Here is a 24,623-nt window from a genome sequence, read left to right on the forward strand (position 1 = left end):
AAGCCCGCTCCCACAAGGTTTCTTCGTTTATTGAAGGATCGGTTATGACTACAACACGACTGACCATGGCCCAGGCCCTGGTGAAATTCCTCGATAACCAGTACATCGAGGTCGATGGGGTTCAAAGCAAATTCGTCGCCGGGATCTTTACCATTTTCGGCCACGGTAATGTGCTGGGCCTGGGGCAAGCCCTGGAGCAGGACAGCGGCGACCTGATCGTCCATCAGGGCCGCAACGAGCAAGGCATGGCCCACGCCGCCATCGGTTTCGCCAAGCAACACCTGCGGCGCAAGATCTACGCCTGCTCCTCATCGGTAGGCCCGGGCGCGGCGAACATGCTGACCGCCGCTGCGACGGCGACCGCCAACCGCATTCCCTTGCTGCTGTTGCCCGGCGACGTTTACGCCTGCCGCCAGCCAGACCCGGTGCTGCAACAGATCGAACAGTTCCACGACCTGAGCATCAGCACCAACGACGCGTTCAAAGCCGTGAGCAAATACTGGGACCGTATCAACCGTCCCGAGCAACTCATGACGGCGGCGATCCACGCTATGCGCGTGCTCACCGACCCTGCCGAAACCGGCGCGGTGACCCTGGCCTTGCCACAAGATGTGCAAGCCGAGGCCTACGACTACCCCGATTATTTCCTGCAAAAACGCGTGCACCGCATCGAGCGTCGTCCGGCGACAGAAGCGATGCTCGGTGATGCGCTGGCGCTGTTCAAAGGCAAGCGCAAGCCGCTGATCATTTGCGGTGGCGGGGTCAGATATTCCGGTGCCAATGCGGCGTTGCAGGCGTTTGCCGAGCGCTTCGATATTCCCTTCGCCGAAACCCAGGCCGGCAAGAGTGCGGTGGTGTCCAGTCACCCGCTGAACGTCGGCGGCATTGGCGAAACCGGTTGCCTGGCGGCGAATCTGTTGGCCAAAGACGCGGATTTGATCATCGGTGTCGGCACCCGCTACAGCGATTTCACCACCGCGTCGAAATCCCTGTTCCAGCATCCGGACGTGCAATTCCTCAACCTCAATATCAGTCCCTGCGATGCTCTGAAACTCGACGGCGTGCAGCTGCTGGCGGATGCCAGAGTCGGCTTGCAAGCCTTGGCTGAAGCTTTGGGCGATTACCGTTCTGCGTGGGGCGATCAACCGCGTCAGGCCAAGGCGCAACTGGACGAGGAAGTCGACCGCCTCTATCAGGTCGAATACCAGGGCAAAGACTTCATCCCGGAAATCAACGACCACATGGACCCGGCGGTGCTGCGCGAATTCATCGAGCTGACCGGTTCCTGCCTGACCCAGAGCCGCGTGCTCGGCGTGCTCAATGAGACCCTCGCCGATGACGCCGTGATCGTCGCCGCCGCTGGCAGTTTGCCTGGTGACTTGCAGCGCAGCTGGCGCAGCAAGGGCGTGAACACCTATCACGTCGAGTACGGCTATTCCTGCATGGGTTACGAGGTCAACGCCGCACTGGGCGTGAAACTCGCCGAGCCGGATCGCGAGGTCTATGCGCTGGTCGGCGATGGCTCTTACATGATGCTGCATTCGGAACTGGCGACCTCGATTCAGGAGCGACGCAAGATCAACGTGGTCCTGCTGGACAACATGACCTTCGGTTGCATCAACAACCTGCAGATGGGCAACGGCATGGACAGCTTCGGCACCGAGTTCCGGTTCCGCAACCCGGAAACCGGCAAGCTCGACGGCGGGTTCGTGCCGGTGGATTTCGCCATGAGCGCGGCGGCTTATGGCTGCAAGACCTACAAGGTGCACACCGTTGAAGAGTTGCAAGCCGCATTGGCCGATGCGCGCTTGCAGACGGTGTCGACGCTGATCGACATCAAGGTCCTGCCCAAAACCATGATTCATGGCTACCTGTCGTGGTGGCGAGTCGGCGTGGCGCAAGTCTCCACCAGCGCCCGCACCGATGCGGTGGCCAAGACCCTGAATGAACGACTGGCAAAGGCCCGTCAGTACTGATTGCCCTGAACGAACAACAACAAATCTAGGAGTCATTAAATGTCTTTGAAGCTTGGCGTCATCGGCACCGGGGCCATCGGCCAGGACCATATCCGTCGTTGCAGCCAGACCTTGCTTAATAGCCAGGTCGTTGCGGTGACCGACATCAACTTGCAGCAAGCCGCGAAGGTCGTGTCCGACCTGAAACTGACCGCCGAGGTCTATCCCGACGGCCACGCGCTGATCCAGGCGCCGGAGGTCGAAGCGATCCTCGTCACCTCCTGGGGCCCGAGCCACGAAGCGTTCGTGCTGGCGGCGATTGCGGCAGGTAAGCCGGTGTTCTGCGAGAAGCCGCTGGCGGTCACCGCTGATGGCTGCCGCAAAATCGTCGAGGCCGAAGTGGCCCACGGCAAACGCCTGGTGCAGGTCGGATTCATGCGCCCTTATGACGAGGGCTATCGGGCACTCAAAGCGGTGATCGACAGCGGGCAGATTGGTGAGCCGTTGATGTTGCACTGCGCGCACCGCAACCCGACCGTGGGGGAAAACTACAAGACCGACATGGCGATCACCGACACGCTGATCCATGAGCTGGACGTGTTGCGCTGGTTGCTCGATGACGATTACGTCTCGGTGCAAGTGGTGTTCCCGCGCAAGAGCAGCAAGGCGCTCGCGCATTTGAAAGACCCACAGATCGTGCTGCTGGAAACCGCCAAGGGCACGCGCATCGATGTGGAGGTGTTCGTTAATTGCCAGTACGGCTACGACATCCAGTGCGAAGTGGTGGGGGAGACCGGCATCGCCAAACTGCCGGAACCGTCGCAGGTTCAGTTGCGCAGCGGGGCGAAGTTGTCCAATGCGATTTTGATGGACTGGAAGGATCGGTTTATTGCCGCGTACGACGTTGAGTTGCAGGCGTTCATCGATGGTGTGCGGGCCGGGCAGGTCGGTGGCCCGTCGGCGTGGGATGGCTTTGCCGCCGCCGTCGCAGCAGACGCGTGCATCGAAGCCCAGAACAGCGGGGCCATCGTCAAAGTTGCCCTCCCTGACCGCCCACACTTCTACGGCTAACCCGATCCAATGTGGGAGCGGGCTTGCTCGCGAAGGCGTCAGTACAGTCAACATTGATGTCGCCTGACACACCGCCTTCGCGAGCAAGCCCGCTCCCACAAGGACGGTGTGTATCCAGTGAGCGGTTACATAACAATAAGAAGAAGGAATGCACACATGCGTATCGGACTTGTCGGTTACGGCCATGGCGGCCGGTTTTTCCATGCTCCGCTGATCAGCAGTTTGCCGGCGGCGACGTTCGTCGGTGTGGTCACCCGTTCAGCGGAACGCCGACAGTTGCTGGCGGTCGAGCACCCTGGGGTGCCAGCGTTCGACAGCATCGGCCAACTGGTGGAGGCCGGGATCGATTTGCTGGTGGTGTCCACGCCACTCAAGGGCCGTCCGGCACTGGTGCTTGATGGCATTGAACACGGTTTAGCGGTGGTCAGCGACAAACCGTTTGCGGCCGATGCGCAACAGGCGCAAACCCTGATCACCATGGCCGAGCGCCAGGGCGTGCAGCTCAGCGTCTACCAGAACCGGCGCTGGGATTCGGACTTCCTCACCGTACGCAAACTCATCGAATCCGGTGCGCTGGGCCAGGTCACCCGTTTCGAATCGCGGATCGAGCGTTACTCGCCGCAGGCGGTGAACAACGGCAGTGGCGGTGGTTTCCTGCGTGATCTCGGTAGCCATCTGGTGGATCAGGCATTGCTGTTGTTCGGCCCGGTGACACGAGTCTACGCCGAACTGGATTACCTGGAAAAAGGCCAGGTCTTCGATAACGGCTTCTTTATGTCATTGACTCACGCCAGTGGCGTCACCTCCCACCTGGGTGGCAGTTGCCTGCAAAACACCCCCGGCCCGCGCTTTCGGGTGACCGGCAGCCAAGGCTGTTACAGCGTCGATGGCCTGGACGGGCAAGAAGCATCGACGCTCGCCGGGCTCTCGCCGAAAACCGAAGGTGAACGCTGGGGCGTTGAAGAGCATCGCCGCTGGGGCTGGTTCGAACAGGGCGAAGTGCGCGAGCGGGTTCCCTCCGAGCGCGGTTGCTGGAATCAGTTCTATTTACAGCTACAAACCGCGTTGCAGAGCGGTGGCCCACTGCCCGTGGATGCCCGTGATGCACTGGCGACCACCCGCGTGCTAGACGCTGCGCGACTGAGTGCCGAGCGGCATCAGGCGGTGGAATTGAGCCCGTTCAAGAGTCATGGAATAAAATTAGAATAAAATTCTAAAATGAGTTGATATAGAAATTATATTCTAATAGAGTCATTTCCAGCGACCTGCCTCGCCACCTGTTTCAACCCTTTTCCCGCTTGCCTGCTTACTGAAATCGTCACGCCTCATCCATAAAACCAACAAGAATGTGGAGAAAGACTTTTCATGAAGACCAAGATCCGCTTCGCCTCACTTGCCTTGTCCCTGATGTTCGCCAGTGGCGCGGCGCTTGCCGATATGAAGATCGGCGTCAGCATGTCCCAATTCGATGACACCTGGCTGACCTACCTGCGCGAATCCATGGACAAGAAAGCCAAGTCCTACCCCGAGGGCGTGCAGCTGCAATTCGAAGACGCCCGCAGCGACGTGGTCAAGCAGTTGAGCCAGGTCGAAAGCTTCATCAGTCAGAAGGTTGATGCCATCGTGGTCAACCCGGTGGATACCGCCGCCACCAAAAAAATCACAGAAGCCGCGGTCAAGGCCGGCATCCCGCTGGTCTACGTCAACCGCCGCCCCGATGACCTGAAGCTGCCCAAAGGCGTGGTCACTGTCGCCTCCAACGATCTGGAGGCCGGTGAAATGCAGATGCAGTACCTGGCCGACAAAATGGGCGGCAAGGGCGACATCGTGATTCTGCTGGGCGACCTCGCGAACAACTCCACCACCAACCGTACGAAGGGCGTCAAAGACGTTCTGGCCAAATACCCGAACATCAAGATCGAGCAAGAGCAGACCGGCATCTGGTTGCGGGACAAGGGCATGACCCTGGTCAACGACTGGCTGACCCAGGGCCGCAAGTTCGACGCGGTCATCGCCAACAACGACGAAATGGCCATTGGTGCTGCGATGGCCCTGCAACAGGCGGGTGTCGAAAAAGGCAGTGTGCTGATCGCCGGTGTCGACGGAACGCCGGACGGTCTGAACGCGATCAAGAAAGGCAACATGGCCGTCTCGGTGTTCCAGGACGCCAAGGGTCAGGCCGACGGTTCGATCGACACCGCTGTGAAAATGGCCAAAAACGAACCGGTCGAACAGGCCGTGTGGGTGCCATACCGCTTGATCACCCCGCAAAACGTCGACACGTTCAAATAGCCCCGTCCGTTCAATAACAACAATAAACACGCAAGGTTGCGACCGCGACCTTGCTGATGGAGTACCTGATCATGTTCGCTTCAGCGACTGCTTCGAGCACCCCGTTGGTGGGTATCCAGCCAGCTGCAACACCTGTCGATGAGCCGTACCTGCTGGAGATCATCAACGTCAGCAAGGGTTTTCCCGGTGTGGTGGCCTTGTCCGATGTGCAGCTTCGGGTACGCCCCGGTTCCGTGCTGGCGCTGATGGGCGAAAACGGCGCGGGCAAATCCACCCTGATGAAAATCATTGCCGGCATCTATCAACCGGATGCCGGTGAATTGCGCCTGCACGGCAAACCGGTGGTGTTCGAAACGCCACTGGCGGCGCTCCAGGCCGGGATCGCGATGATCCACCAGGAACTCAACCTGATGCCGCACATGAGCATCGCCGAGAACATCTGGATTGGCCGTGAGCAGCTCAACGGTTTCCATATGATCGACCACCGTGAAATGCACCGCTGCACGGCGAAACTGCTGGAACGCCTGCGGATCAACCTCGATCCAGAAGAACTGGTCGGCAACCTGAGCATCGCCGAACGGCAGATGGTCGAGATCGCCAAGGCCGTGTCCTACGATTCCGACATCCTGATCATGGATGAACCGACCTCGGCCATCACCGACAAGGAAGTCGCGCATCTGTTCTCGATCATTGCCGACCTCAAGAGTCAGGGCAAAGGCATCATCTACATCACCCACAAAATGAACGAAGTGTTCAGCATCGCCGATGAAGTGGCGGTGTTCCGCGACGGCGCCTACATCGGCCTGCAACGGGCCGACAGCATGGACGGCGACAGCCTGATTTCGATGATGGTCGGCCGCGAGCTGAGCCAGTTGTTCCCGGTGCGTGAAAAACCGATCGGCGATCTGTTGCTGTCGGTGCGCGACCTGAAACTGGACGGCATTTTCAAGGATGTTTCCTTCGACCTGCACGCCGGCGAGATCCTCGGCATTGCCGGGTTGATGGGCTCGGGGCGGACCAACGTCGCCGAAGCGATTTTCGGTATCACCCCGAGCGACGGTGGCGAGATTCGCCTCGACGGCCAAGTGGTGCGCATCAGCGATCCGCACATGGCGATCGAAAAGGGCTTCGCGTTACTGACCGAGGATCGCAAGCTCAGCGGCCTGTTCCCTTGCCTGTCGGTGCTGGAGAACATGGAAATGGCGGTGTTGCCGCATTACGCCGGCCACGGTTTCATTCAGCAAAAAGCCTTGCGCGCCTTGTGCGAAGACATGTGCAAGAAGCTGCGGGTCAAAACCCCGTCGCTGGAGCAGTGCATCGACACGCTCTCCGGCGGTAATCAGCAGAAAGCCTTGCTGGCGCGCTGGCTGATGACCAACCCACGAATCCTGATTCTCGACGAGCCGACTCGCGGTATCGACGTCGGCGCCAAGGCCGAGATCTACCGGCTCATTTCTTATCTCGCCAGCGAAGGCATGGCAGTGATCATGATTTCCTCGGAATTGCCGGAAGTGCTTGGCATGAGCGACCGGGTGATGGTCATGCACGAGGGCGACCTGATGGGCACCCTCGACCGCAGCGAAGCGAGCCAGGAACGAGTGATGCAATTGGCCTCGGGTATGTCCCAGTGCCATTAATCAATGGTGAACACAGTCTCTGTGGCGAGGGAGCTTGCTCCCGTTCGAGTGCGCAGCACTCGCCAGATCTACGGTAAATCCGAGAGCTTGGGGCCGCTTCGCAGCCCAGCGGGAGCAAGCTCCCTCGCCACAGGGTATGTATTCGATGCCGGATTTTTTAGAAGGGTGAGTGTTTATGAACGCGATACTGGAAAACAAGCCAGCAACCGCACCGGTCAACAGTCGCCGGCGCTTTCCAACCGAGTTGAGTATTTTCCTGGTGCTGATTGGCATCGGCCTGGTCTTTGAAGTGTTTGGCTGGATCGTGCGCGACCAGAGCTTCCTGATGAACTCCCAGCGTCTGGTGCTGATGATCCTGCAGGTGTCGATCATCGGTCTGCTGGCGATCGGCGTGACCCAGGTGATCATCACCACCGGCATTGACCTGTCTTCCGGCTCGGTGCTGGCACTGTCGGCGATGATCGCTGCCAGCCTGGCGCAGACGTCGGACTTCACCCGGGCAGTGTTCCCGTCGCTGACTGACTTGCCAGTGTGGATCCCGGTGATTGTCGGGCTTGGGGTGGGACTGCTGGCGGGGGCGATCAACGGCAGCATCATTGCCATTACCGGTATCCCGCCGTTCATTGCCACTCTCGGCATGATGGTCTCGGCCCGTGGCCTGGCGCGTTACTACACCGAAGGCCAACCGGTGAGCATGCTCTCGGATTCCTACACGGCGATCGGACATGGTGCGATGCCGGTGATCATTTTCCTGGTGGTCGCGGTGATCTTTCACATCGCCCTGCGTTACACCAAGTACGGCAAGTACACCTACGCCATCGGCGGCAACATGCAGGCGGCGCGCACCTCGGGGATCAACGTCAAGCGGCATCTGGTGATCGTCTACAGCATCGCCGGTTTGCTGGCAGGCCTGGCGGGTGTGGTGGCATCGGCACGGGCCGCGACCGGGCAGGCCGGGATGGGCATGTCCTATGAACTGGACGCGATTGCCGCGGCAGTGATCGGCGGCACCAGCCTGGCCGGCGGAGTAGGGCGCATCACCGGCACGGTCATCGGCGCACTGATCCTTGGGGTCATGGCCAGCGGTTTCACCTTCGTCGGCGTCGATGCCTACATTCAGGACATCATCAAAGGCCTGATCATCGTGGTGGCAGTGGTCATCGATCAGTACCGCAACAAGCGCAAACTCAAGCGCTGAGCCTCAGATAAAACAGCTAATGCGCCACGCCTGACCCGCGTGGCGCAACCATTTGTCTTCTATATACAGCCGCTCGATTGAATTTCTTGCTATAAACGCACTCCGATTACCACCGCAAAGACTGCCATAGAGCACTTTCAGGGCTTTGTCGGACAAATTCGCTGTCTTTTCAGTTGCTGAGGCCTCAAGTCGGCCTTAGACTGCCGCCCCTCGTAAATTGAGTGCCGGGTGGCGCTTGGAATTAAACGGCGCCGTTCCGATGGCAGACCCAGGTCCGCCGGAACGCTCCCTAATTCGCCTTAATGCACGTTTTTTTATAGAGATATCAATGACAAAGGACAAGTTGCTGGCCATGCCGGCGGATGACTACATGAATGCCGAGCAACATGCTTTTTTCTCTGAGCTGTTGCAGAACATGAAAGTCGAAACCCATGAGCGCATCGAACAGAACCGCATCGCCATCGAAAGCCTGGACACCCCGGCCGATCCGGCCGACGCTGCTTCTGTTGAAGAAGAGCGCACCTGGCTGGTGAACGCGATCGATCGCGACCAGCGCATGCTGCCTCAGTTGGAACAGGCTCTGGAACGCATCAAGGAAGACAGTTTCGGCTGGTGCGACGACAGCGGCGAGGCCATTGGCCTGAAGCGCCTGCTGATCAGCCCGACCACCAAGTACTGCATCGAAGCTCAAGAGCGTCACGAACAGATCGACAAGCACCAGCGTCAGGCCTGATTTCGTAACGCCCCGCATCGCGGGCAAGCCTCACTCCTGTCAGGAGCAAGGCTGGCCCGCGATGCTTTTTTTCGTCTGCGAGAAACCCCCGCACTTCTATTGATCTGCTGCAATGCCCACTACTAAGGGACCATAGATAATGGCCTTGTAGTGGCGTTTAATGCCGATACAACAATCAGAATAATGGGTGACGAAGATGACGCGTGACGGATCTCTGGTTGCAGCATCGTCTGCACCCGTGCTTTTGCCGAAAAACCTTTGGTTGACGCCGACCCTGCAAAGCATCGCCTTGATGCTGTTGTTGTGCGGCATGACGCTGGGCGGCTGGTCGCTTTACCTTGGCCTGCCATTGGCCGTGCTGATTATCTGGCTACCTCGCTTGCGCTCGCGCGCCCTCCCTGAGGCAACCCCCGTCGACAGCGCCAGCGCGATTGCCGAGTTGACTCGCGATCTTTCCTACACCACCAGTCATAACGCGTTGTCTGCCGCCGGTGTGGCCTTCTCGGTCAAGCAACTGGCCGACAAACTGCAGTCGCAGCTCGGTGCTGCAGCGCAAATTGTCAGCAACGCCGAAGTGATGATCGCGACCGAACAAGCCACCTCGACACTCAGCCGGGAAGCCCTTAGTGCGGCCAGTGAGGCTCATCGGAGTAGCGCGGCAGGGCGTACGGAGCTGATCGAGTCGATCGCCCGTATGCATCAGCTCAGTCAGCGCGCCAGTAACAGCCGCGAACTGATCGAAGCCCTGAGCCTGCGCAGTGATGATATCCAGCGGGTCACCCTGGTGATCCAGTCCATCGCCAGCCAGACCAATCTGCTGGCATTGAACGCGGCTATCGAGGCGGCCCGGGCCGGCGAGCACGGTCGCGGATTTGCGGTGGTGGCCGATGAGGTTCGCGGTCTGGCCGCGCGCACGGCAACGGCTACTGGCGAAGTCGGGGACATGGTCGCTGATATTCAGCAACGCACCGCGCAAGTGGTGGAGCAGATCCGTCAACTGTCCAGCGACCTCGACACCGGGGTCGAGCAGGTCGAGCACACCGGTCAGCACCTCGAGAACATTGCGCGTCTGGCTGCCGGCGTCGAAAGCCAGGTCGGGGAAATCGCCAAAGGCGCCGACACCAACCGCGAACAACTCGATAGCCTGTTCCACGCCATCGAACAGATGCGCAGCGACCTGGCAATCAGCGATCAACAGACCCAGCGCCTGGCCCAGGCCGCCGTGCAAATGGAAGGTCAGGCCGAAACCATCAGCGAACGCCTCGCCGAAGTCGGGCTGGATGACTATCACCAGCGGGTTTATGACCTGGCCCGCGAAGGCGCGAGTCAGATTGCGGCACGCTTTGAAGCGGATATCGATGAGGGTCGCGTGAGTCTCGATGACCTGTTCGACCGCAATTACCAAACCATTCCCGGCACCAGCCCGGCCAAATACCAGACCCGCTTCGATCGCTACGCCGATCAGGTCTTGCCGGCGATCCAGGAACCTTTGTTGCCGCGTCATGAAGGCCTGGTGTTCGCCATCGCCTGTACGCAGCAGGGCTATGTGCCGACCCACAACAAGGTATTCAGTCAACCACTGACCGGTGATGCGCAGGTCGATACCTTGCAGAACCGCACCAAACGCAAATTCGCCGACCGTACCGGGATTCGCTGTGGCAGCCATCAACAGGCTGTACTGCTGCAAACCTACACCCGCGACACCGGTGAACTGATGCACGACCTTTCGGTGCCGATCATACTCAAGGGCCGGCATTGGGGTGGTTTGCGGTTGGGTTACAAGCCGGAAAGCCCTCGTTGATAGCCACCCACTGATCGTTCCCACGCTCAGCGTGGGAATGCATCCCGTGACGCTCCGCGTCACCAATGCGCAGGACTCAAGCCTTGTGTCGACAGCGGAACGCGGAGCGTCCCCGGCGGCATTCCCACGCGGAGCGTGGGAACGATCATGTGTACGAGCATGTTGGGAGATCAGGCCGGCCGGTAGGCCGCCTCGCTTTTGTTTTTGCGATGCGCGCCCCCTCAGGCCCTGAGCCTGTCCGTCAACCTGTGGCTACCTCCATCGGCGCCTCTATCAACGTTGCTCCGCGCCGCGAAACGGCATGCTCAAGTCGCGAAGAGGCGCAGGCGTGCAGGGCTGCCTGGTTGGCGCAACTGAACGCCAAAACACCCGACAGCCTGCATGGAATCAGTGGTTAGTGGATCTGATGCATACGCAGGTTCAAATCGTCGACCACCCGCGCCCAATCCGCGTCTTCACGCAATTGTTCTTTCAGGAAGCCTGCTTGCTGCGGGGTCCAGAACTCGGCATCGATGAGTTTCTTGTCGTCGGCCAGGGGTGAATGGTTGGCAATGAAATCGTCGATTGCCTTTTCGCTGGAGTCCAGACCGAGTTGGTCGAACAAACCTTTCAAGTCGTGTGTAGGTGAATCCATCTTCATCTCCTTGAGAGTATTCAGTCGCATCGAGTGCGCAATCGGCAGTGCAGCGTCATTGCATCTGAGGGAACCGCGCGCCAAGAGTTCGATAGGGGTTTAGCAGCTTTCTGTGGATTCGCCACCGTGATAGCACTGGGCTATTGCCTGTCGGGGTTCCACCGATTACGATGCCGTCGCGTTTTTGGCGTCACTGAGCCGCCATTCAAAGAGTTCGAACAAGGATGTAGGCGACACTCGGTCCCTCAGGTTTACCGCCGTTCAGTACTGAATTGCCCATCCCTTGCACGATTTTCTTTCGAGCCGACGCATCCCCGATCCCGCATGAAAAGGATGTATGCAGTGAAGCGTCTTGTTTATCTGATGGCCGTCGCGCTAGGCCTGTCGTTGACGGGTTGTGTGTCTTTCACCCCGCTGGGTCCCATCGGCGAACCCTTGAGCCCCGCGCCATCCACTCTTGATCGCAGTGCCGAGATCAGTGACGTGGTGATTTCCGCCCCCGAGCTGGACGATAAGGTGCGTGTCGCCGGTAGCCGGCAGTTGACCGAGCAGATCAGCACCTATGTCGACAAAAGCGATTACTTCAAGCGAATCGTGGTATTCCCGGCCAAGGCCGGTCAGGACGACGTAGTGCTCAAGTTCAACCTGACCTCGCTGGCAGGCAAACGCACCATGCATCCGGCTTACATTCCCGGTGCGCTGGTGACCTTGACCCTCTGGATCTGGGTTGACGGTCCGATCTACGTCGACAAATACGACCTCGCGGGCGAACTGGTCATCGAAGACCGTCAGGGCAAGCAACTGGCCAGGTCGGTCGAGCAGGTCAAGCTCGACAAGAATGTCGGCCTGTGGAACGCCGATTACCTCAATCCCCGCCTGGGCGGTACCCAGTTGCGTGAGTTGATCGCTCACTTGCTGGCGAGTGCTACCCCTCAATTGCGTACACCGTCAAAGGAATTGGCTGCACATGAATAAATACTTTTTGGTTTTACTGTTGATGGTCAGCAGCGCCCTGACGGGCTGCATTTCCTACTCCCAGCATGACTTGCCACCGGTGGATCAATGGCCACCGACCCAGGCCAGGCAAGACAAGCCCAGTGCTTATCTGCACGTGACCACTCAGCAGCAGTTCAACGGTGAACTGTCGGGGGGCGTGGGCAATGCGGCGCTGGTGGAAAAGAACATGCTGGAAACCTTTAAGGAATCCGGACAGTTCAAAAACGTGACCACCGACAAAGTCGACTCGAACCTGTACGTCACGAGTACCTTGACCAACAACGAGCAGGGCAATATCGCCAGTGCCTGGCTGACGGGGCTCACGTTGTTCGTGATCCCGACGACGTTCAGCAATACCTTCACGCTGGAAACAGTGTTCAAGGATCAGGAAGGCAAGGTGCTGGGTAAAATCGTCAAACAGGAGAGCACTCGCACCTGGATGCAGATCCTGCTGATTGTCGGGTTGCCGTTCAATGAACGAGGGGACGTGTTGCTCAAGCATCTGACCCAAAGCACGCTGGATGAAGCGGTCAAGCGCAAGCTGATCTGATCATTTGTCGACATGAAGGCGTGCAATCTGTGCAAGGTTTGCACGCCGCAGACACCTCATCGGCCGGGGTGTCGATCCTGCCGGCGAGACAGGCTCTGGTCTGTTACAGCACGCTGACGGTCATGAAAATCGCGCTGTTCCAGCGCAGCTCCCGGACTTGTCCACCCCATCTCAGGCCTTCAAGGCCCCTTCATCGACGGCAACCTTCAGCGCCTTGGCGGCATCCTGGGCAGCAACGGCAGCGACGTCCGAGGTCTTGAACCAGCGATCCTTCTCGACCTGGTGATACGTCACGGTAGTCAGCGGTGGTTTGGCGCGCATGATAATGACTGCCTGGAATTCGCCTTCGACTTCTCTGGCTTCGCCCCGGATAAAAAATTCACCGATATCAAATTCCGTCACGTAGCAGCCTTCCCTTGAAAATATTCTGTTGTTTTGAGCGCCGCCCACCCTGGGGACGGGTTTCATTGGTCGGGCAGTATGGCAGTAGTTGCATGCCGGCGGCTGAGATAAGTCGCCGGCATGACGAAGCGTCTATGGAAATGAACGTGGCGGAACCGTCAAGCGCGTAACTCGAGCGAGCGGGCAAGGGCGCAGGCGTCGTTATGATTGCCGCGGAAACCTCTGACGCGGCCGGTGGAAATTTCCTTGATATGAAAAAAGGCATTTCCGGCCAGAATGACCTGAAAGCGTGGCCGGGCAGCCTGTTCAGGGTAGTATTCATACGGTTGAAACATCCCCGGAGGCAGGGTCGTCGAGCTGTTCGTGTCAGGCGTCTGGGGGTGAGCAAAATGTGTCAGCGTGCACATATGAAGTCCTTTTCGTTGTTTTACCGACGTGCGTACGTGGTTTTGGGTAGTCTCGATGAGCATCGCTGCTCTAGAATCACCATCAGTGTCTGGCGATCGATGTTCATCTAAAGCAATTTTTTGCTGGCGATATGTCGGAAAAGTGCTTTTGTTAAAGAGATTTTTCCCTAAAGTTGGTAGTCCCGTTTTTCTGGCCGTCGGAAGGGATTTTTCCTTCAACCTCTGACGAACGCCAGGCAAGACGACGTGAGTGTTGTTCCAGTAGTCTTCTCAAGCCTCGCGATGGATGAGCCCTCTGCTCGTTTCAGGATTTCAACCCGGGTCTTTTTGCGACACCTTCGGCATTGCCGCTTTTTTCTGCTGTGCGCTGTTTTCCTGCGTGCAGCATCATTTTCAAATGTGGGGATGTTTCCTTGGCAGTAAGTAATCTCGATATGCATGCTTTGTTCGTGCTGGGTGATTTGCGCGCAAAGCTGGTTAAACAGTTCCAGTCACGTTTTGTTTACATCACCGAACAGAACGCTGAAGGCATTTATATTGCCGAGATCGACACCGAAGAGGCGTTGGTGGTCGATGACAAACCAGGGCTTAAGCTCAAGGTCGGCGATCATTTCAGCGCCTCCGTATTGCCCAGTCGCGAAGGCGGCAAGCTGGACATCAAGTTCCGTGAAATCAAACTGACGGTGTACGGCCTGGGTGATTACGCGTTCGTCACCACCGCTGATGGCCACGGGATCGTATTCAAGGAAGGTCATGGCGTGGTGATGGTGTTCGCCGCTCACCAGCAGTTGCAGGAAGGCCTGACCAAAACCCTGAAAGCCGTGACCGCCAAGGCTGCCAAGTGGCGCAAAGGGGAACTGGTGACCTTCAAGGCCAGCGAATAGTGACCCTGGCCCGCGCCGACTTCCACGAACTGCACCAGGCCCGTGCGCAAGCCGAAGCCCAGCGACTGTTCGACCAGAAGGCTGTTTTGCAAGGTGCATGGCTAGGTTGGGTGGCGTCACAGATCTATACGTTGCGTCCGGCGGAGTACGCCAGCATGGTACGAAGAGCGTTGGCGCACTTGCAGGAACTTTCCGAAAATTGATTGACCTCCCTCGAAAGCAGGAACCTCTACTACAGTCAGTTGACTGAGTATTCAGAGGCTTTGCGGTCTTCTGCCAGGCCATCCCGCTATTGCTGTGAACAGCACGAGGTGCAAAAGCATGAACGGATTTCGACGGTTGCTGGCCGCTACCCTGGCCGCTTTCGGATTGTTGGTGTCACCCGTTCCGGTGTCGGCTGCCCAGGCGCCAATCCACTTCGCCGACCTGAACTGGGAAAGCGGCAGCCTGATCACCGATATCTTGCGGATCATCGTCGAGACGGGCTACGGGCTGCCGACCGATACCTTGCCGGGGACGACGATTACCCTGGAGACCGCACTGGCCAACAATGACATTCAGGTGATTGGCGAAGAGTGGGCCGGTCGCAGTCCGGTCTGGGTCAAGGCTGAGGCCGAAGGCAAAGTCGCGAGTCTGGGCGATACGGTCAAGGGCGCCACCGAGGGTTGGTGGGTGCCCGAATACGTGATCAAAGGCGACCCGGCGAAAGGCATCAAGCCGCTGGCGCCGGACCTGCGCAGTGTCAGCGACCTGCCGAAATACAAGCACGTGTTCAGTGATCCGGAAACCCCGGGCAAGGGGCGCTTCCTCAACAGCCCGATCGGCTGGACGTCGGAAGTGGTCAACAAACAGAAACTCAAGGCGTATGGGCTGGACGACAGCTATGTGAATTTCCGCAGCGGTTCAGGGGCAGCGCTGGATGCGGAGATCAGTTCTTCGATTCGGCGCGGCAAACCGGTGCTGTTCTATTACTGGTCGCCAACCCCTTTGCTCGGCCGCTTCAAACTGATTCAGCTTGAAGAGCCGCCGTTCGACGCTGATGCCTGGAAAACCCTGACCGACGCCGACAACCCGAATCCGAAACCGACACGCTCGCTGCCCTCGAAATTGTCCATCGGTGTGTCGACGCCATTCCAGAAGCAGTATCCGCAGATCGCCGAGTTCTTCAGCAAGGTCGACTTGCCAATCGATTCATTGAACAAGGCGCTGGCCGAGATGAGCGAAAAGCACACTCCGCCACGGCAGGCGGCGCAGGCGTACATGAAGGCGCACCCGGACGTGTGGCAGGCCTGGGTGCCCAAGGATGTGGCCGACAAGGTGTCTGCAAAATTGAAGTAAAGGGTGGGCCATGGCGGCGCAAAGTCATCGATCAGCGCTGGTGGCCGTGCGCCATTGCTGACGAATACCCTTACAAAATTGTTCAAGGAAGTTCATTGTGCTGCGACATTTCACGCTGGAAGTCCGAACATGAGCCTATTGATCGCGCAATGGATGGCTGCCATCTTCCTGTTGATCAGTCTGATCCACCTGTATTGGGCGGCGGGTGGCAAGTTGGGTAGCGAGGCGGCGGTCCCGCGAATATCCGCAGAGGGCAGCGCGCAAGCCCGGCCGGCCTTCAAGCCTTCAGGCTTTGCCACGTTACTGGTGGCGGTCGGGTTGCTGCTGATTGCGATGCTGGTGTGCATGCGAGTCGGCCTGTATCTGCCGGCGGTGCATCACTGGTCGTTGCAATGGGTGATCAGCGCGATTGCAATGCTGATGTTTGCCAGAGCGATCGGCGACTCGCATCTGATGGGGTTCTTCAAGCAGGTGAAGGACTCGAAGTTTGCCCGGCTCGATACCTGGGCGTATTCGCCGTTGTGCGTGGTGTTGGGGGCGGGGTTGTTGGCCGTTGCCTGGATCTGAGTCGACCGGATTATCGCTATCGCGAGCAGGCTCGCTCCCACAGTTGATCTCTGTCAGATACAAAATCTGTGTTCACTGAGATCCAATGTGGGAGCGGGCTTGCTCGCGAAGAGGCCCTCACAATCAATACAAATCTGCGAACTTAACTCCCGCTCTCCGTGCGCCGACTGCTCACCTCTGCCGGCACATCATCCCCCGCCATGCGCTTGCGAAACAGCGCCGCCCGCGCCAGCAGCAGCGTGGTCACCGGCACCGTAATCGACAACAAAATCGGAATCAGCCAGGCATGCAGCACCGGCCCGGACTTGAGTGCCGAAAAATAAATGATCGAAGCCAGCGCCACGCACCAGGCGCCCAAGGTCGAGGCCAGTGCCGGCGGGTGCATGCGCTGGAAATAGTCCTTCATCCGCACCAGGCCAATCGCGCCGATCAGCGCAAACAGACTGCTGAGCACCAGCAGGATCGCCACTGGAATTTCAACCCACAGAGACAGTTCAGCGCTCATTCGATCACCTCGCCACGCAGCAGGAATTTCGCCAGGGCAAACGAGCCGACGAAGCCGAACAGCGCAATCAGCAGCGCCGCCTCGAAGTAAGTGTCACTGGCATAACGAATGCCCAGCGTAAGCATCATCAGCATCGCGATGATGTACAGATAATCCAGCGCCAGAACCCGGTCCTGGGCCGATGGCCCCTTGAACAGCCGGATCAGGGTCAGAATCATCGCCAGGGAAAAGAAGAACAGGCTCAGCAGGATTGCGTTCGACAGCAAGGCGCTCATTCGAAGATCTCCATCAAGGGGCGCTCGTAGGTCGCCTTGAAGTGCTGGATGAACAGCGCTTCGTCCTCCAGGTCGAAGACGTGCAGCAACAAAATGCTGCGATCCAGCGCCAGTTCCGACCAGACCGTGCCGGGGACCACGGTGCAGATCATCGACAACGCGGCCAGGCCGTTGGCATCGCGCAGGTCCAGCGGCACCTTGATGAAGCGTGAGCGCGGTGGTCGGCGGCCGGCGTTGAGCACGCCCCAGGCCACGGCGACGTTGGACACCACCACATCGCGCCCGACCAGAAAGAACAAACGCACAATCACCCCCGGCCGACGAATGCGGATCGGCAGTGGTCGCAGTTTGCGCATCATCAACGGCGCGCAGAACCCCAGCACCGCGCCCAGCAGCAGATTGCCGGGGCTCATCGACAGATTCAGCACCAGCCACAACAACCACAGGGCCAGCGACAACCAGGGAGCAGGAAACAGACGCTTCATGGTGTCAGCTCCGCTACCGCGGCTTTGGCTTCCGGACTTGGAATCGCACGGGTTCCGAGCACCGCCATCACGTATTGCTGCGGGTTGTTCAAGGCTTGGGCGGCCGCCTGGGTGTAGCGCAGCAGCGGTTCAGCCTTGAAGGTCAGCGCAATGCTCAACCCCAGCAACGCAATGATTGGCACGCATTCGAAACGTCGCAGCAACGGTGAAGGCCGCTCCTCGGGCGTCCAGAACCGCTGGATGCCCAAGCGCGAGAAGGCAATCAACGACGCCAGCCCGGACAGGATCAGCAACGCGAGCAAGCCCCACGCCGCGTTCGAGATCGGCTCATCGCTGCCATTGCCCAGGCCCAGCGGATTGAGCAGGGCGCTGAGCAAGCCGAGTTTGCCAATGAATCCCGAGAGTGGCGGCATGCCGATGATCAGCAGCGAGCAGGCAATGAAGCTCAACCCGAGGAAAGCCATGGTCCAGGGAATCACCTGGCCGACCACGGCTTTCTGCTCGTCATCGAGGTTGATGCCTTTGGGCGGCTGCAAGGATTCCATCGGTCGCGGCAGATCGCCGTCATCGAACAACGGCATTTCATTGGCCGAACGCGAACGCTCGATCAACTCGGCCAACAGGAACAACGCGCTCAACGCCAGGGTCGAGCTGACCAGGTAGAACAGTGCCGCGCCGATCAGGTTCGGCTGGGCGAAACCGATGGCCGACAGCAGAATCCCGGCGGACACCAGAATGCTCAGGCTGGCCAGGCGCTCAAGCCGTTGTGCGGCGAGAATCGCCACGGCGGCGCAGACGATGGTCGCCATGCCGCCGTAGATCAGCCAGTCGCCGCCAAAGTACGCCGACGCGCCAGCCTGACCGGAGAACAGCAGGGTCCACAGACGCAGCAAGGTGTAGACGCCGACCTTGGTCATGATCGCGAACATCGCCGCTACCGGTGCGCTCGCTGCGGAATAGGCCGGCACCAGCCAGAAGTTCAGCGGCCACATCCCGGCCTTGGCCAGGAACGCCACGGCCAGAATCCCCGCGCCGGCATGCAACAGGCCGCGATCGGCTTCCGGCACCAGCGGAATTTTCAACGCCAGGTCGGCCATGTTCAGGGTGCCGGTGACGCCGTAGATCAGCGCCGCGCCGATCAAAAACAGCGACGAGGCCAGCAGGTTGATCGAGATGTAATGCAGTCCCGACGACACCCGCGACCGACCCGAACCGTGGAGCATCAGGCCGTAAGAGGCCGCCAGCAGTACTTCAAAAAACACAAACAGGTTGAACAGGTCCCCCGTCAGGAACGCGCCGTACAGGCCCATCATCTGAATCTGGAACAGTGCGTGGAAACTCGAGCCGGCGCCGTCCCAACGGGCCATGGCGAACAGCAGGGCGCTGACGCCGATGATTCCGGTCAGCACCAGCATCAGCGCCGACAGTCGATCAACCACCAGCACGATGCCGAACGGTACTTGCCAGTTGCCCGGCAGGTACACGCCGATGGAGCCGGGGACGCCCGTTTCCTGAGTCCATTGCAGCAACATCACGGCAATGCCCAACCCCACCAGGCTGGAAAACAGGTTGATCCTGGCCTTCAGCGGACGGTGCTTCTCGCCCAGCATCAGCATCAGGGCGGCGGTCAGCAGCGGCAGCAGAATCGGTGCAGCGATCAGGTGCGGCATCAGATTCATTCTTTAGGCTCCCGGCCATCCACATGGTCGGTACCGGTCAGGCCCCGGGAAGCGAGCAGCACCACCAGAAACAACGCGGTCATGGCGAAGCTGATCACGATGGCGGTCAGCACCAGCGCTTGCGGCAGCGGATCGGTGTAATGCAACAGATCCTGCGGCACGCCGTCCTTGATGTTCGGTTCCTTGCCGATGAACAGACTGCCCATGCTGAAGATGAACAGATTGACGCCGTAGGACAGCAGGCACAGGCCCATCACCACCTGAAACGTCCGTGGCCGCAGGATCAGCCAGACCCCGGACGCGGCCAGCACGCCGATGGCGATTGCGATGACTTCTTCCATCAGACGGTTCCTTGCATGGCGACGGATCGAGGCAGGGCAGCGGTCTTGTGACCCCGTACCGATTGGTGAGCGAGCGCGGTAAGGATCAACAGGGTCGAACCGACCACCACGGCGTACACGCCAATATCGAAGAACAGTGCACTGGCGATGTGAATGTTACCGAACACCGGCAGTTCGAAATGCCAGGTGTGGGTGGTCAGGAACGGATACCCGACGGCCATCGCCCCGAGCCCGGTGACCGTGGCAAACAGCAAGCCGGTGCCCATCCAGCGCAGCGGTCGCAGGCTCATTTGCGCTTCGACCCACTGGGTGCCGGCGACCATGTATTGCAGGATGAACGCCACCGACATCACCAGGCCTGCGACAAAACCGCCGCCCGGTTGATTGTGGCCGCGCATGAACAGGTAGACCGACACCACGAACGCGATCGGCAGCAGCAGACGCACCAGCACCGCCGGCACCATCATGAACCCGAGCGCGGTATCGCTGGCGTGACGCGGGTTGACCAGATCGGTGACCACGTCCGGTGCCAGCAACCGCTGCTGGGCCGGTAACTGCAGGCTTTCTTTCGGAGGTCGGAAGCGTCGGAGCAGGGCGAATACGGTCAGGGCCACGGCCACCAGCACGGTAATTTCACCGAGGGTGTCGAAGCCGCGGAAGTCCACCAGCATCACGTTGACCACGTTGCTGCCGCCACCTTCGGGCAGGGCGCGACTGAGGTAGAACGAGGAAATATCGTTCGGCGTCTGGCGCGTCAGCATCGCATAGGCCAGCAGCGCCATGCCGCCACCGACCACGGTCGACAGCAGCAAGTCGCGGATACGGCGGATGCGCGCCTTGCGCAGGGTGCTCGGCAGCGGCGAGACCTCTTCGATCCGTCGCGGTAGCCAGCGCAGCCCGAGGAGGATCAACACCGTGGTCACGACTTCCACGGCCAATTGCGTCAGCGCCAGGTCCGGCGCCGAGAACCAAACGAAAGTGATGCAGGTCATCAGGCCGCAGACGCTGACCATGGTCAGGGCCGCGAGCCGGTGATACTTGGCCTGCCACGCCGCGCCGAGGGCGCAGGCAATCGCCAGCAGCCAGAGGGTCACGAACACGATCGAACCCGGAATCTTCGGCCGGTCGCCCCAGCTCAGGCTGCTGTGGAGCATCGGGATCAAGCCGGCTAACACGGCCGCGAACACCACCAGGAACAATTGGGTTTGCAGGCGCTTGGTGCTGATCCGCCGCTCGAGACGACGGGCCAGGCGCATCATGATTACCAGGCTGTGTTCGAACAGGCGCTTGCCGTTGAACCGGCCAATGACCGGCGGGTACTTGAAACGCCCGAGTTTGAGCTGATTGCGCAACAGCAGATAAAGCACAATGCCGCAGGACATGGCGATCAGGCTCATGATCATCGGCGCGTTCCAGCCGTGCCAGATCGCCAGGCTGTATTCAGGCAAGGTACCGCCTACCACCGGCAGGGCCGCCGCGGCCAGCAACGGGCCGACCACCTGCGCCGGGAAAATTCCCACGACCAGGCAGGCGAACACCAACAACTCCACCGGCGCGCGCATCCAGCGTGGCGGCTCGTGTGGGGTGTGCGGCAAGTCGGTGGCGGTCGGGCCGAAGAACACGTCGACGGTAAAGCGCAACGAGTAGGCAATGCTGAAAGTGCCGGCGATGGTCGCGACGATAGGCAACGTCATCTCGATCCAGGCCGTGGCATTGATGAACACGGTTTCGGCGAAGAACATCTCTTTGGAGAGGAAGCCGTTGAGCAGCGGCACACCGGCCATCGAAGCGCTGGCGACCATGGCCAGGGTGGCGGTGAACGGGATCAGCTTGATCAGGCCGCTGAGCTTGCGAATGTCCCGAGTGCCACTTTCGTGGTCGATGATCCCGGCAGCCATGAACAGCGAGGCCTTGAACGTGGCGTGGTTGAGAATGTGAAACACCGCGGCCACGGCGGCCAACGGACTGTTCAGGCCCAGCAGCAGAGTGATCAGGCCCAGGTGACTGATCGTCGAGTAGGCCAGCAGCCCTTTGAGATCGTTCTGGAACATCGCGCAGTAGGCGCCGAGCAACAGGGTGCAGGCACCGGCGCCGCTGACGATGTAGAACCATTGTTCACTGCCCGACAGCGACGGCCAAAGCCGTGCAAGGAGAAACACCCCGGCCTTGACCATGGTCGCCGAGTGCAGATAGGCCGATACCGGTGTCGGTGCCGACATGGCGTGGGGCAGCCAGAAATGGAAGGGGAATTGTGCGCTTTTGCTCAGTGCGCCGATCAGGATCAGGGGCAGCAGAATAGGGTAGAGGGCATGTGCGCGAATCAGATCGCCGGCGGCCAGGACCTTGTCCAGGTCATAGCTGCCGACCACATGGCCGAGCAGCATGACCCCCGCCAGCAAACACAAACCGCCTGCGCCGGTGACCATCAGCGCCATATAAGCACCGCGTCGCGCATCGGCGCGGTGGTGCCAGTAGCCGATCAACAGGAATGAAAAGAGGCTGGTCAGCTCCCAGAAAAACACGATCTGGATCAGGTTCCCGGAGATCACCAGCCCGAGCATGGCGCCCATGAACGCCAGGAAAAACGCGAAGAACCGCGGCACCGGATCGTCCGGCGACATGTAGTAGCGGGCGTACAACGAAACCAGAGTGCCGATGCCCAGCACCAGCATCGAGAACAGCCAGGCGAAACCGTCCATGCGCAAGACGAAGTTCAGGCCCAGGCTGGGCAGCCAGAAGAATTCTTCGCGGATCACGCCGCCATCGGCGATTTGCGGGTACAGCAGGGCGACCTGAACGGTGCCTATCAAGGCAACCAGGCCAGCCAACAAAGATTCGGTGTTACGCGCGTTGTGCGGCAGCAAGGCTGCCAGACAGCTGCCGATAAAAGGCAGAAGCAGTAGAACTATCAGGGACATAGGCTTCTAATCTGCGGAAGTTTGTGAAGCATCATACGTGCCAGTTCCCGGATCACCAAACGCCAAGCTGTCGCAGAATCCTACAAGGTAGGCGGAAAAAGCCTGATTCCCGTTGTTTCCAAGAGCCGGTTTCAACCGCTACGACCCCTTCGCGAGCAAGCCCGCTCCCACAGGGATTGCGCTAACCCTGTGGGAGCGGGCTTGCTCGCGAAGGCTATCTATCAGGCGTCACACATATTGCGGTTTAACCCTGTGTTTCCCGCTCCAACTCTTCCTCAGCCGCCGCATTTTTCCCCTTGGTCTTCAACTCACTGACAATCACCGCCGCCACAATCAATCCCGCACCCACCAGCGCAATCGCCGGCAACCGCTCTCCCGCTATTCTTCCGACAATCCCGGCCCACACCGGCTCACCGGCATAAATCAACGTCGCCCGGGTCGGCGAAACGCTCTTCTGCGCCCAGTTCATCGCCACTTGAATCGCCGCACTGGCTGCGCCCAGGCCCAATGCGCTGCACAACAGCAACCATGAGAAACCCGGAATCGCTTCCTGAGTCGGCACCACCATCAAAAACGCCAGCACCGAGGTGACCGCCAATTGCACCACCGTCACCCGTCGCACATCGACCTGGCCGGCATAGGTGCTGATCAGAATGATCTCCGCTGCAATCGCCACGGCGCTGATCAACGTGGCGATTTCACCCGGGCTGAAATTGAACGAAGCGCCGGCCGGTCCTGACAGCAACATCAATCCGGTAAACGCCAGCATGATCCCGATGCTCGGTATCAACCCCGGACGCCGCCCCAGCACCAGCCATTGCAGCAACGGCACGAAGGGTACGTACAACGCGGTAATAAACGCTGACTGGCTGCTGGGAATGCTCTGCAATCCGACGGTCTGCAAACCATAACCGAGCATGATCGCCACACCGATAAAGGCCCCTGCCTTCAATTCGAACAGCGTCAGGTCCCGCAGGTGTCGCCAGGAAAACAGCGCAACAATGATTGCCGCTGCGGCAAAGCGCAGGCCGACGAAGAACATCGGCCCGCTGACAGTCATCGCATGCTGCACCAGCAGAAAGGTGCCTCCCCAGACCATGGTGATCAGCACCAGCACGCACTCGGCCTTGCTGAACCGCGAGAAACGGGAGGAAGTGTGAGAGGGATTCACCGACGTCATGACCTTGCGCGCTACCTGAGGGGGACGCACAATGCGCCGAATGTTGCGCAGTATACTGCTCAACCCCTTCAAGTGAGCAATATAGTGCACAAAGATTCTACCCAGCGGGCTTCGGTCCTCCAGCACGTCAGCCAGAACGTTCGACGCTTGCGCCACGCCGCCGACATGAGCCAGGCGACGCTGGCGGAAAAGTCCGGGGTCAGCCGCCGGATGTTGGTGGCCATCGAGGCCGGCGAAAAGAACGTCAGCCTGACCACCCTCGACCGCGTGGCCGAAGCGCTGGATGTCGCATTCAGCGACCTGATTCAGGCCCCGGACGCACGCGATCCGAGTCGCATCAATGAAGTGGCCTGGGCCGGGAAGATTCCTGGCAGCAAAGCCGTTTTATTATCCAAAGCCACGGCTGTCCGCGAAGTGGAACAGTGGGAATGGTGCCTGCAACCGGGGGAAATTTACCCGTCGCAACCGGACGCCGAGGGTTGGAGTGAGCAGATCTACGTGTTCGAAGGCTGCCTGACTCTGATGCTGGGTGATACACCCCATGAGATCGCTGCCGGCGAGTTCTACATGTTCGCCAGCAACCAGCCACACGCCTATCGCAACGATGGGGCGGTGGCGGCGCGGTTTGTGCGAAATGTGGTGATTTGATCGGCGCTGATTTCGCACGTCTAACACATATATACCTGTTACTTCTTACAGTAGACGATTGGCCTCGGGTCCAGATATTGATGAGTGCACCGGTGGATGACGGTCCACTCCTCAACATTGGGTTCAT

The 24,623-nt window shown here is 59.6% G+C and carries 25 protein-coding genes; 15 read left to right on the top strand and 10 right to left on the bottom strand.

Features of this window, described 5'->3' with window-relative positions:
• Window positions 1–44 precede the first annotated feature (44 nt).
• The 8 genes from iolD to PFAS1_RS22665 all read left to right on the top strand — a co-directional run bounded on the left by iolD (window position 45) and on the right by PFAS1_RS22665 (window position 10,687).
• Entirely contained in the window at window positions 45–1,976 is a 1,932-nt protein-coding gene (gene iolD / locus PFAS1_RS22630; protein WP_076030588.1) for a 3D-(3,5/4)-trihydroxycyclohexane-1,2-dione acylhydrolase (decyclizing), read from the top strand.
• Window positions 1,977–2,015: 39 nt separating this feature from the next.
• Window positions 2,016–3,026 (top strand): bifunctional inositol 2-dehydrogenase/D-chiro-inositol 1-dehydrogenase, encoded by a 1,011-nt coding sequence (iolG, locus tag PFAS1_RS22635; protein ID WP_076030589.1) that lies wholly within the window; start codon window positions 2,016–2,018, stop codon window positions 3,024–3,026.
• Between the two features lie 156 nt (window positions 3,027–3,182).
• A complete protein-coding gene (locus PFAS1_RS22640; protein WP_076030590.1) occupies window positions 3,183–4,235 on the top strand; it encodes a Gfo/Idh/MocA family protein in 1,053 nt (350 codons plus the stop codon).
• 156 nt (window positions 4,236–4,391) lie between these two features.
• Window positions 4,392–5,318 (top strand): sugar ABC transporter substrate-binding protein, encoded by a 927-nt coding sequence (locus tag PFAS1_RS22645; RefSeq protein ID WP_076030591.1) that lies wholly within the window; start codon window positions 4,392–4,394, stop codon window positions 5,316–5,318.
• A gap of 71 nt (window positions 5,319–5,389) precedes the next feature.
• Entirely contained in the window at window positions 5,390–6,955 is a 1,566-nt protein-coding gene (locus tag PFAS1_RS22650) for a sugar ABC transporter ATP-binding protein (RefSeq protein WP_076030592.1), read from the top strand.
• A gap of 175 nt (window positions 6,956–7,130) precedes the next feature.
• Window positions 7,131–8,153 carry an ABC transporter permease gene (locus PFAS1_RS22655; protein WP_076030593.1) on the top strand — a complete coding sequence of 341 codons (1,023 nt, stop codon included), beginning with the start codon at window positions 7,131–7,133 and terminating at the stop codon, window positions 8,151–8,153.
• A 328-nt stretch (window positions 8,154–8,481) separates the two neighbouring features.
• A complete protein-coding gene (locus PFAS1_RS22660) occupies window positions 8,482–8,886 on the top strand; it encodes a TraR/DksA family transcriptional regulator (protein WP_007907888.1) in 405 nt (134 codons plus the stop codon).
• A 196-nt stretch (window positions 8,887–9,082) separates the two neighbouring features.
• Window positions 9,083–10,687, top strand: coding sequence for a methyl-accepting chemotaxis protein (locus tag PFAS1_RS22665; protein ID WP_076030594.1), 1,605 nt, complete (start codon window positions 9,083–9,085; stop codon window positions 10,685–10,687).
• A 394-nt stretch (window positions 10,688–11,081) separates the two neighbouring features.
• Here the strand turns inward: PFAS1_RS22665 and PFAS1_RS22670 are convergent, their stop codons facing one another.
• Window positions 11,082–11,321, bottom strand: coding sequence for a DUF2789 domain-containing protein (locus PFAS1_RS22670; protein WP_076030595.1), 240 nt, complete (start codon window positions 11,319–11,321; stop codon window positions 11,082–11,084).
• A 342-nt stretch (window positions 11,322–11,663) separates the two neighbouring features.
• Here PFAS1_RS22670 and PFAS1_RS22675 point away from each other — a divergent pair, with 342 nt between their 5' ends.
• Together PFAS1_RS22675 and PFAS1_RS22680 are read left to right on the top strand one after the other, a co-directional pair.
• Window positions 11,664–12,296 carry a hypothetical protein gene (locus PFAS1_RS22675; protein WP_074880617.1) on the top strand — a complete coding sequence of 211 codons (633 nt, stop codon included), beginning with the start codon at window positions 11,664–11,666 and terminating at the stop codon, window positions 12,294–12,296.
• The gene (locus PFAS1_RS22680) at window positions 12,289–12,867 is read left to right on the top strand and encodes a YajG family lipoprotein (RefSeq protein WP_076030596.1); all 579 of its coding nucleotides are present in this window, start codon (window positions 12,289–12,291) and stop codon (window positions 12,865–12,867) included. Before PFAS1_RS22675 ends, PFAS1_RS22680 begins: the two co-directional genes overlap by 8 nt.
• A 171-nt stretch (window positions 12,868–13,038) precedes the next feature.
• Here the strand turns inward: PFAS1_RS22680 and PFAS1_RS22685 are convergent, their stop codons facing one another.
• Both PFAS1_RS22685 and PFAS1_RS22690 read right to left on the bottom strand, forming a co-directional pair.
• Window positions 13,039–13,269: a hypothetical protein gene (locus PFAS1_RS22685; protein ID WP_008151675.1), complete on the bottom strand. Its 231-nt coding sequence runs from the start codon at window positions 13,267–13,269 to the stop codon at window positions 13,039–13,041.
• 158 nt (window positions 13,270–13,427) lie between these two features.
• Entirely contained in the window at window positions 13,428–13,676 is a 249-nt protein-coding gene (locus tag PFAS1_RS22690) for a hypothetical protein (protein ID WP_076030597.1), read from the bottom strand.
• 413 nt (window positions 13,677–14,089) lie between these two features.
• On the opposite strand from PFAS1_RS22690, the gene PFAS1_RS22695 reads away from it, so the two are divergent.
• The 4 genes from PFAS1_RS22695 (at window position 14,090) to PFAS1_RS22710 (ending at window position 16,465) form a co-directional block, all read left to right on the top strand.
• Window positions 14,090–14,560, top strand: coding sequence for a hypothetical protein (locus PFAS1_RS22695; protein WP_076031578.1), 471 nt, complete (start codon window positions 14,090–14,092; stop codon window positions 14,558–14,560).
• Window positions 14,560–14,763: a hypothetical protein gene (locus PFAS1_RS22700; RefSeq protein WP_076030598.1), complete on the top strand. Its 204-nt coding sequence runs from the start codon at window positions 14,560–14,562 to the stop codon at window positions 14,761–14,763. The genes PFAS1_RS22695 and PFAS1_RS22700 overlap by 1 nt, the downstream gene beginning before the upstream one ends.
• Before the next feature lie 118 nt (window positions 14,764–14,881).
• Window positions 14,882–15,898 (top strand): ABC transporter substrate-binding protein, encoded by a 1,017-nt coding sequence (locus PFAS1_RS22705; RefSeq protein ID WP_076030599.1) that lies wholly within the window; start codon window positions 14,882–14,884, stop codon window positions 15,896–15,898.
• A gap of 129 nt (window positions 15,899–16,027) precedes the next feature.
• On the top strand, window positions 16,028–16,465 hold the full coding sequence (locus PFAS1_RS22710) for a DUF3995 domain-containing protein (protein WP_076030600.1): 438 nt from the start codon (window positions 16,028–16,030) through the stop codon (window positions 16,463–16,465).
• 142 nt (window positions 16,466–16,607) lie between these two features.
• Here PFAS1_RS22710 and PFAS1_RS22715 read toward each other — a convergent pair whose 3' ends face one another.
• The 7 genes from PFAS1_RS22715 to PFAS1_RS22745 all read right to left on the bottom strand — a co-directional run bounded on the left by PFAS1_RS22715 (window position 16,608) and on the right by PFAS1_RS22745 (window position 23,938).
• Window positions 16,608–16,970 carry a Na+/H+ antiporter subunit G gene (locus PFAS1_RS22715; protein ID WP_033057651.1) on the bottom strand — a complete coding sequence of 121 codons (363 nt, stop codon included), beginning with the start codon at window positions 16,968–16,970 and terminating at the stop codon, window positions 16,608–16,610.
• Window positions 16,967–17,245 (bottom strand): K+/H+ antiporter subunit F, encoded by a 279-nt coding sequence (locus PFAS1_RS22720; RefSeq protein WP_074875660.1) that lies wholly within the window; start codon window positions 17,243–17,245, stop codon window positions 16,967–16,969. The genes PFAS1_RS22715 and PFAS1_RS22720 overlap by 4 nt, the downstream gene beginning before the upstream one ends.
• Window positions 17,242–17,730, bottom strand: a complete 489-nt coding sequence (locus PFAS1_RS22725; protein ID WP_076030601.1) for a Na+/H+ antiporter subunit E — start codon at window positions 17,728–17,730, stop codon at window positions 17,242–17,244. The genes PFAS1_RS22720 and PFAS1_RS22725 overlap by 4 nt, the downstream gene beginning before the upstream one ends.
• Window positions 17,727–19,409: a monovalent cation/H+ antiporter subunit D gene (locus PFAS1_RS22730; protein WP_076030602.1), complete on the bottom strand. Its 1,683-nt coding sequence runs from the start codon at window positions 19,407–19,409 to the stop codon at window positions 17,727–17,729. The genes PFAS1_RS22725 and PFAS1_RS22730 overlap by 4 nt, the downstream gene beginning before the upstream one ends.
• Window positions 19,406–19,750 carry a Na+/H+ antiporter subunit C gene (locus tag PFAS1_RS22735; protein ID WP_007935994.1) on the bottom strand — a complete coding sequence of 115 codons (345 nt, stop codon included), beginning with the start codon at window positions 19,748–19,750 and terminating at the stop codon, window positions 19,406–19,408. The genes PFAS1_RS22730 and PFAS1_RS22735 overlap by 4 nt, the downstream gene beginning before the upstream one ends.
• Window positions 19,750–22,668, bottom strand: a complete 2,919-nt coding sequence (locus PFAS1_RS22740; RefSeq protein ID WP_076030603.1) for a monovalent cation/H+ antiporter subunit A — start codon at window positions 22,666–22,668, stop codon at window positions 19,750–19,752. The genes PFAS1_RS22735 and PFAS1_RS22740 overlap by 1 nt, the downstream gene beginning before the upstream one ends.
• 244 nt (window positions 22,669–22,912) lie before the next feature.
• The gene (locus tag PFAS1_RS22745; RefSeq protein ID WP_076030604.1) at window positions 22,913–23,938 is read right to left on the bottom strand and encodes a DMT family transporter; all 1,026 of its coding nucleotides are present in this window, start codon (window positions 23,936–23,938) and stop codon (window positions 22,913–22,915) included.
• Between PFAS1_RS22745 and PFAS1_RS22750 the strand changes: the two genes are divergently transcribed.
• Window positions 23,933–24,496, top strand: coding sequence for a helix-turn-helix domain-containing protein (locus PFAS1_RS22750; protein ID WP_074875665.1), 564 nt, complete (start codon window positions 23,933–23,935; stop codon window positions 24,494–24,496). The two genes, PFAS1_RS22745 and PFAS1_RS22750, sit on opposite strands and share 6 nt — an antisense overlap.
• Window positions 24,497–24,623: the final 127 nt, after the last annotated feature.

It is taken from the genome of Pseudomonas frederiksbergensis (genome assembly GCF_001952935.1).
Lineage (GTDB): Bacteria > Pseudomonadota > Gammaproteobacteria > Pseudomonadales > Pseudomonadaceae > Aquipseudomonas > Aquipseudomonas frederiksbergensis.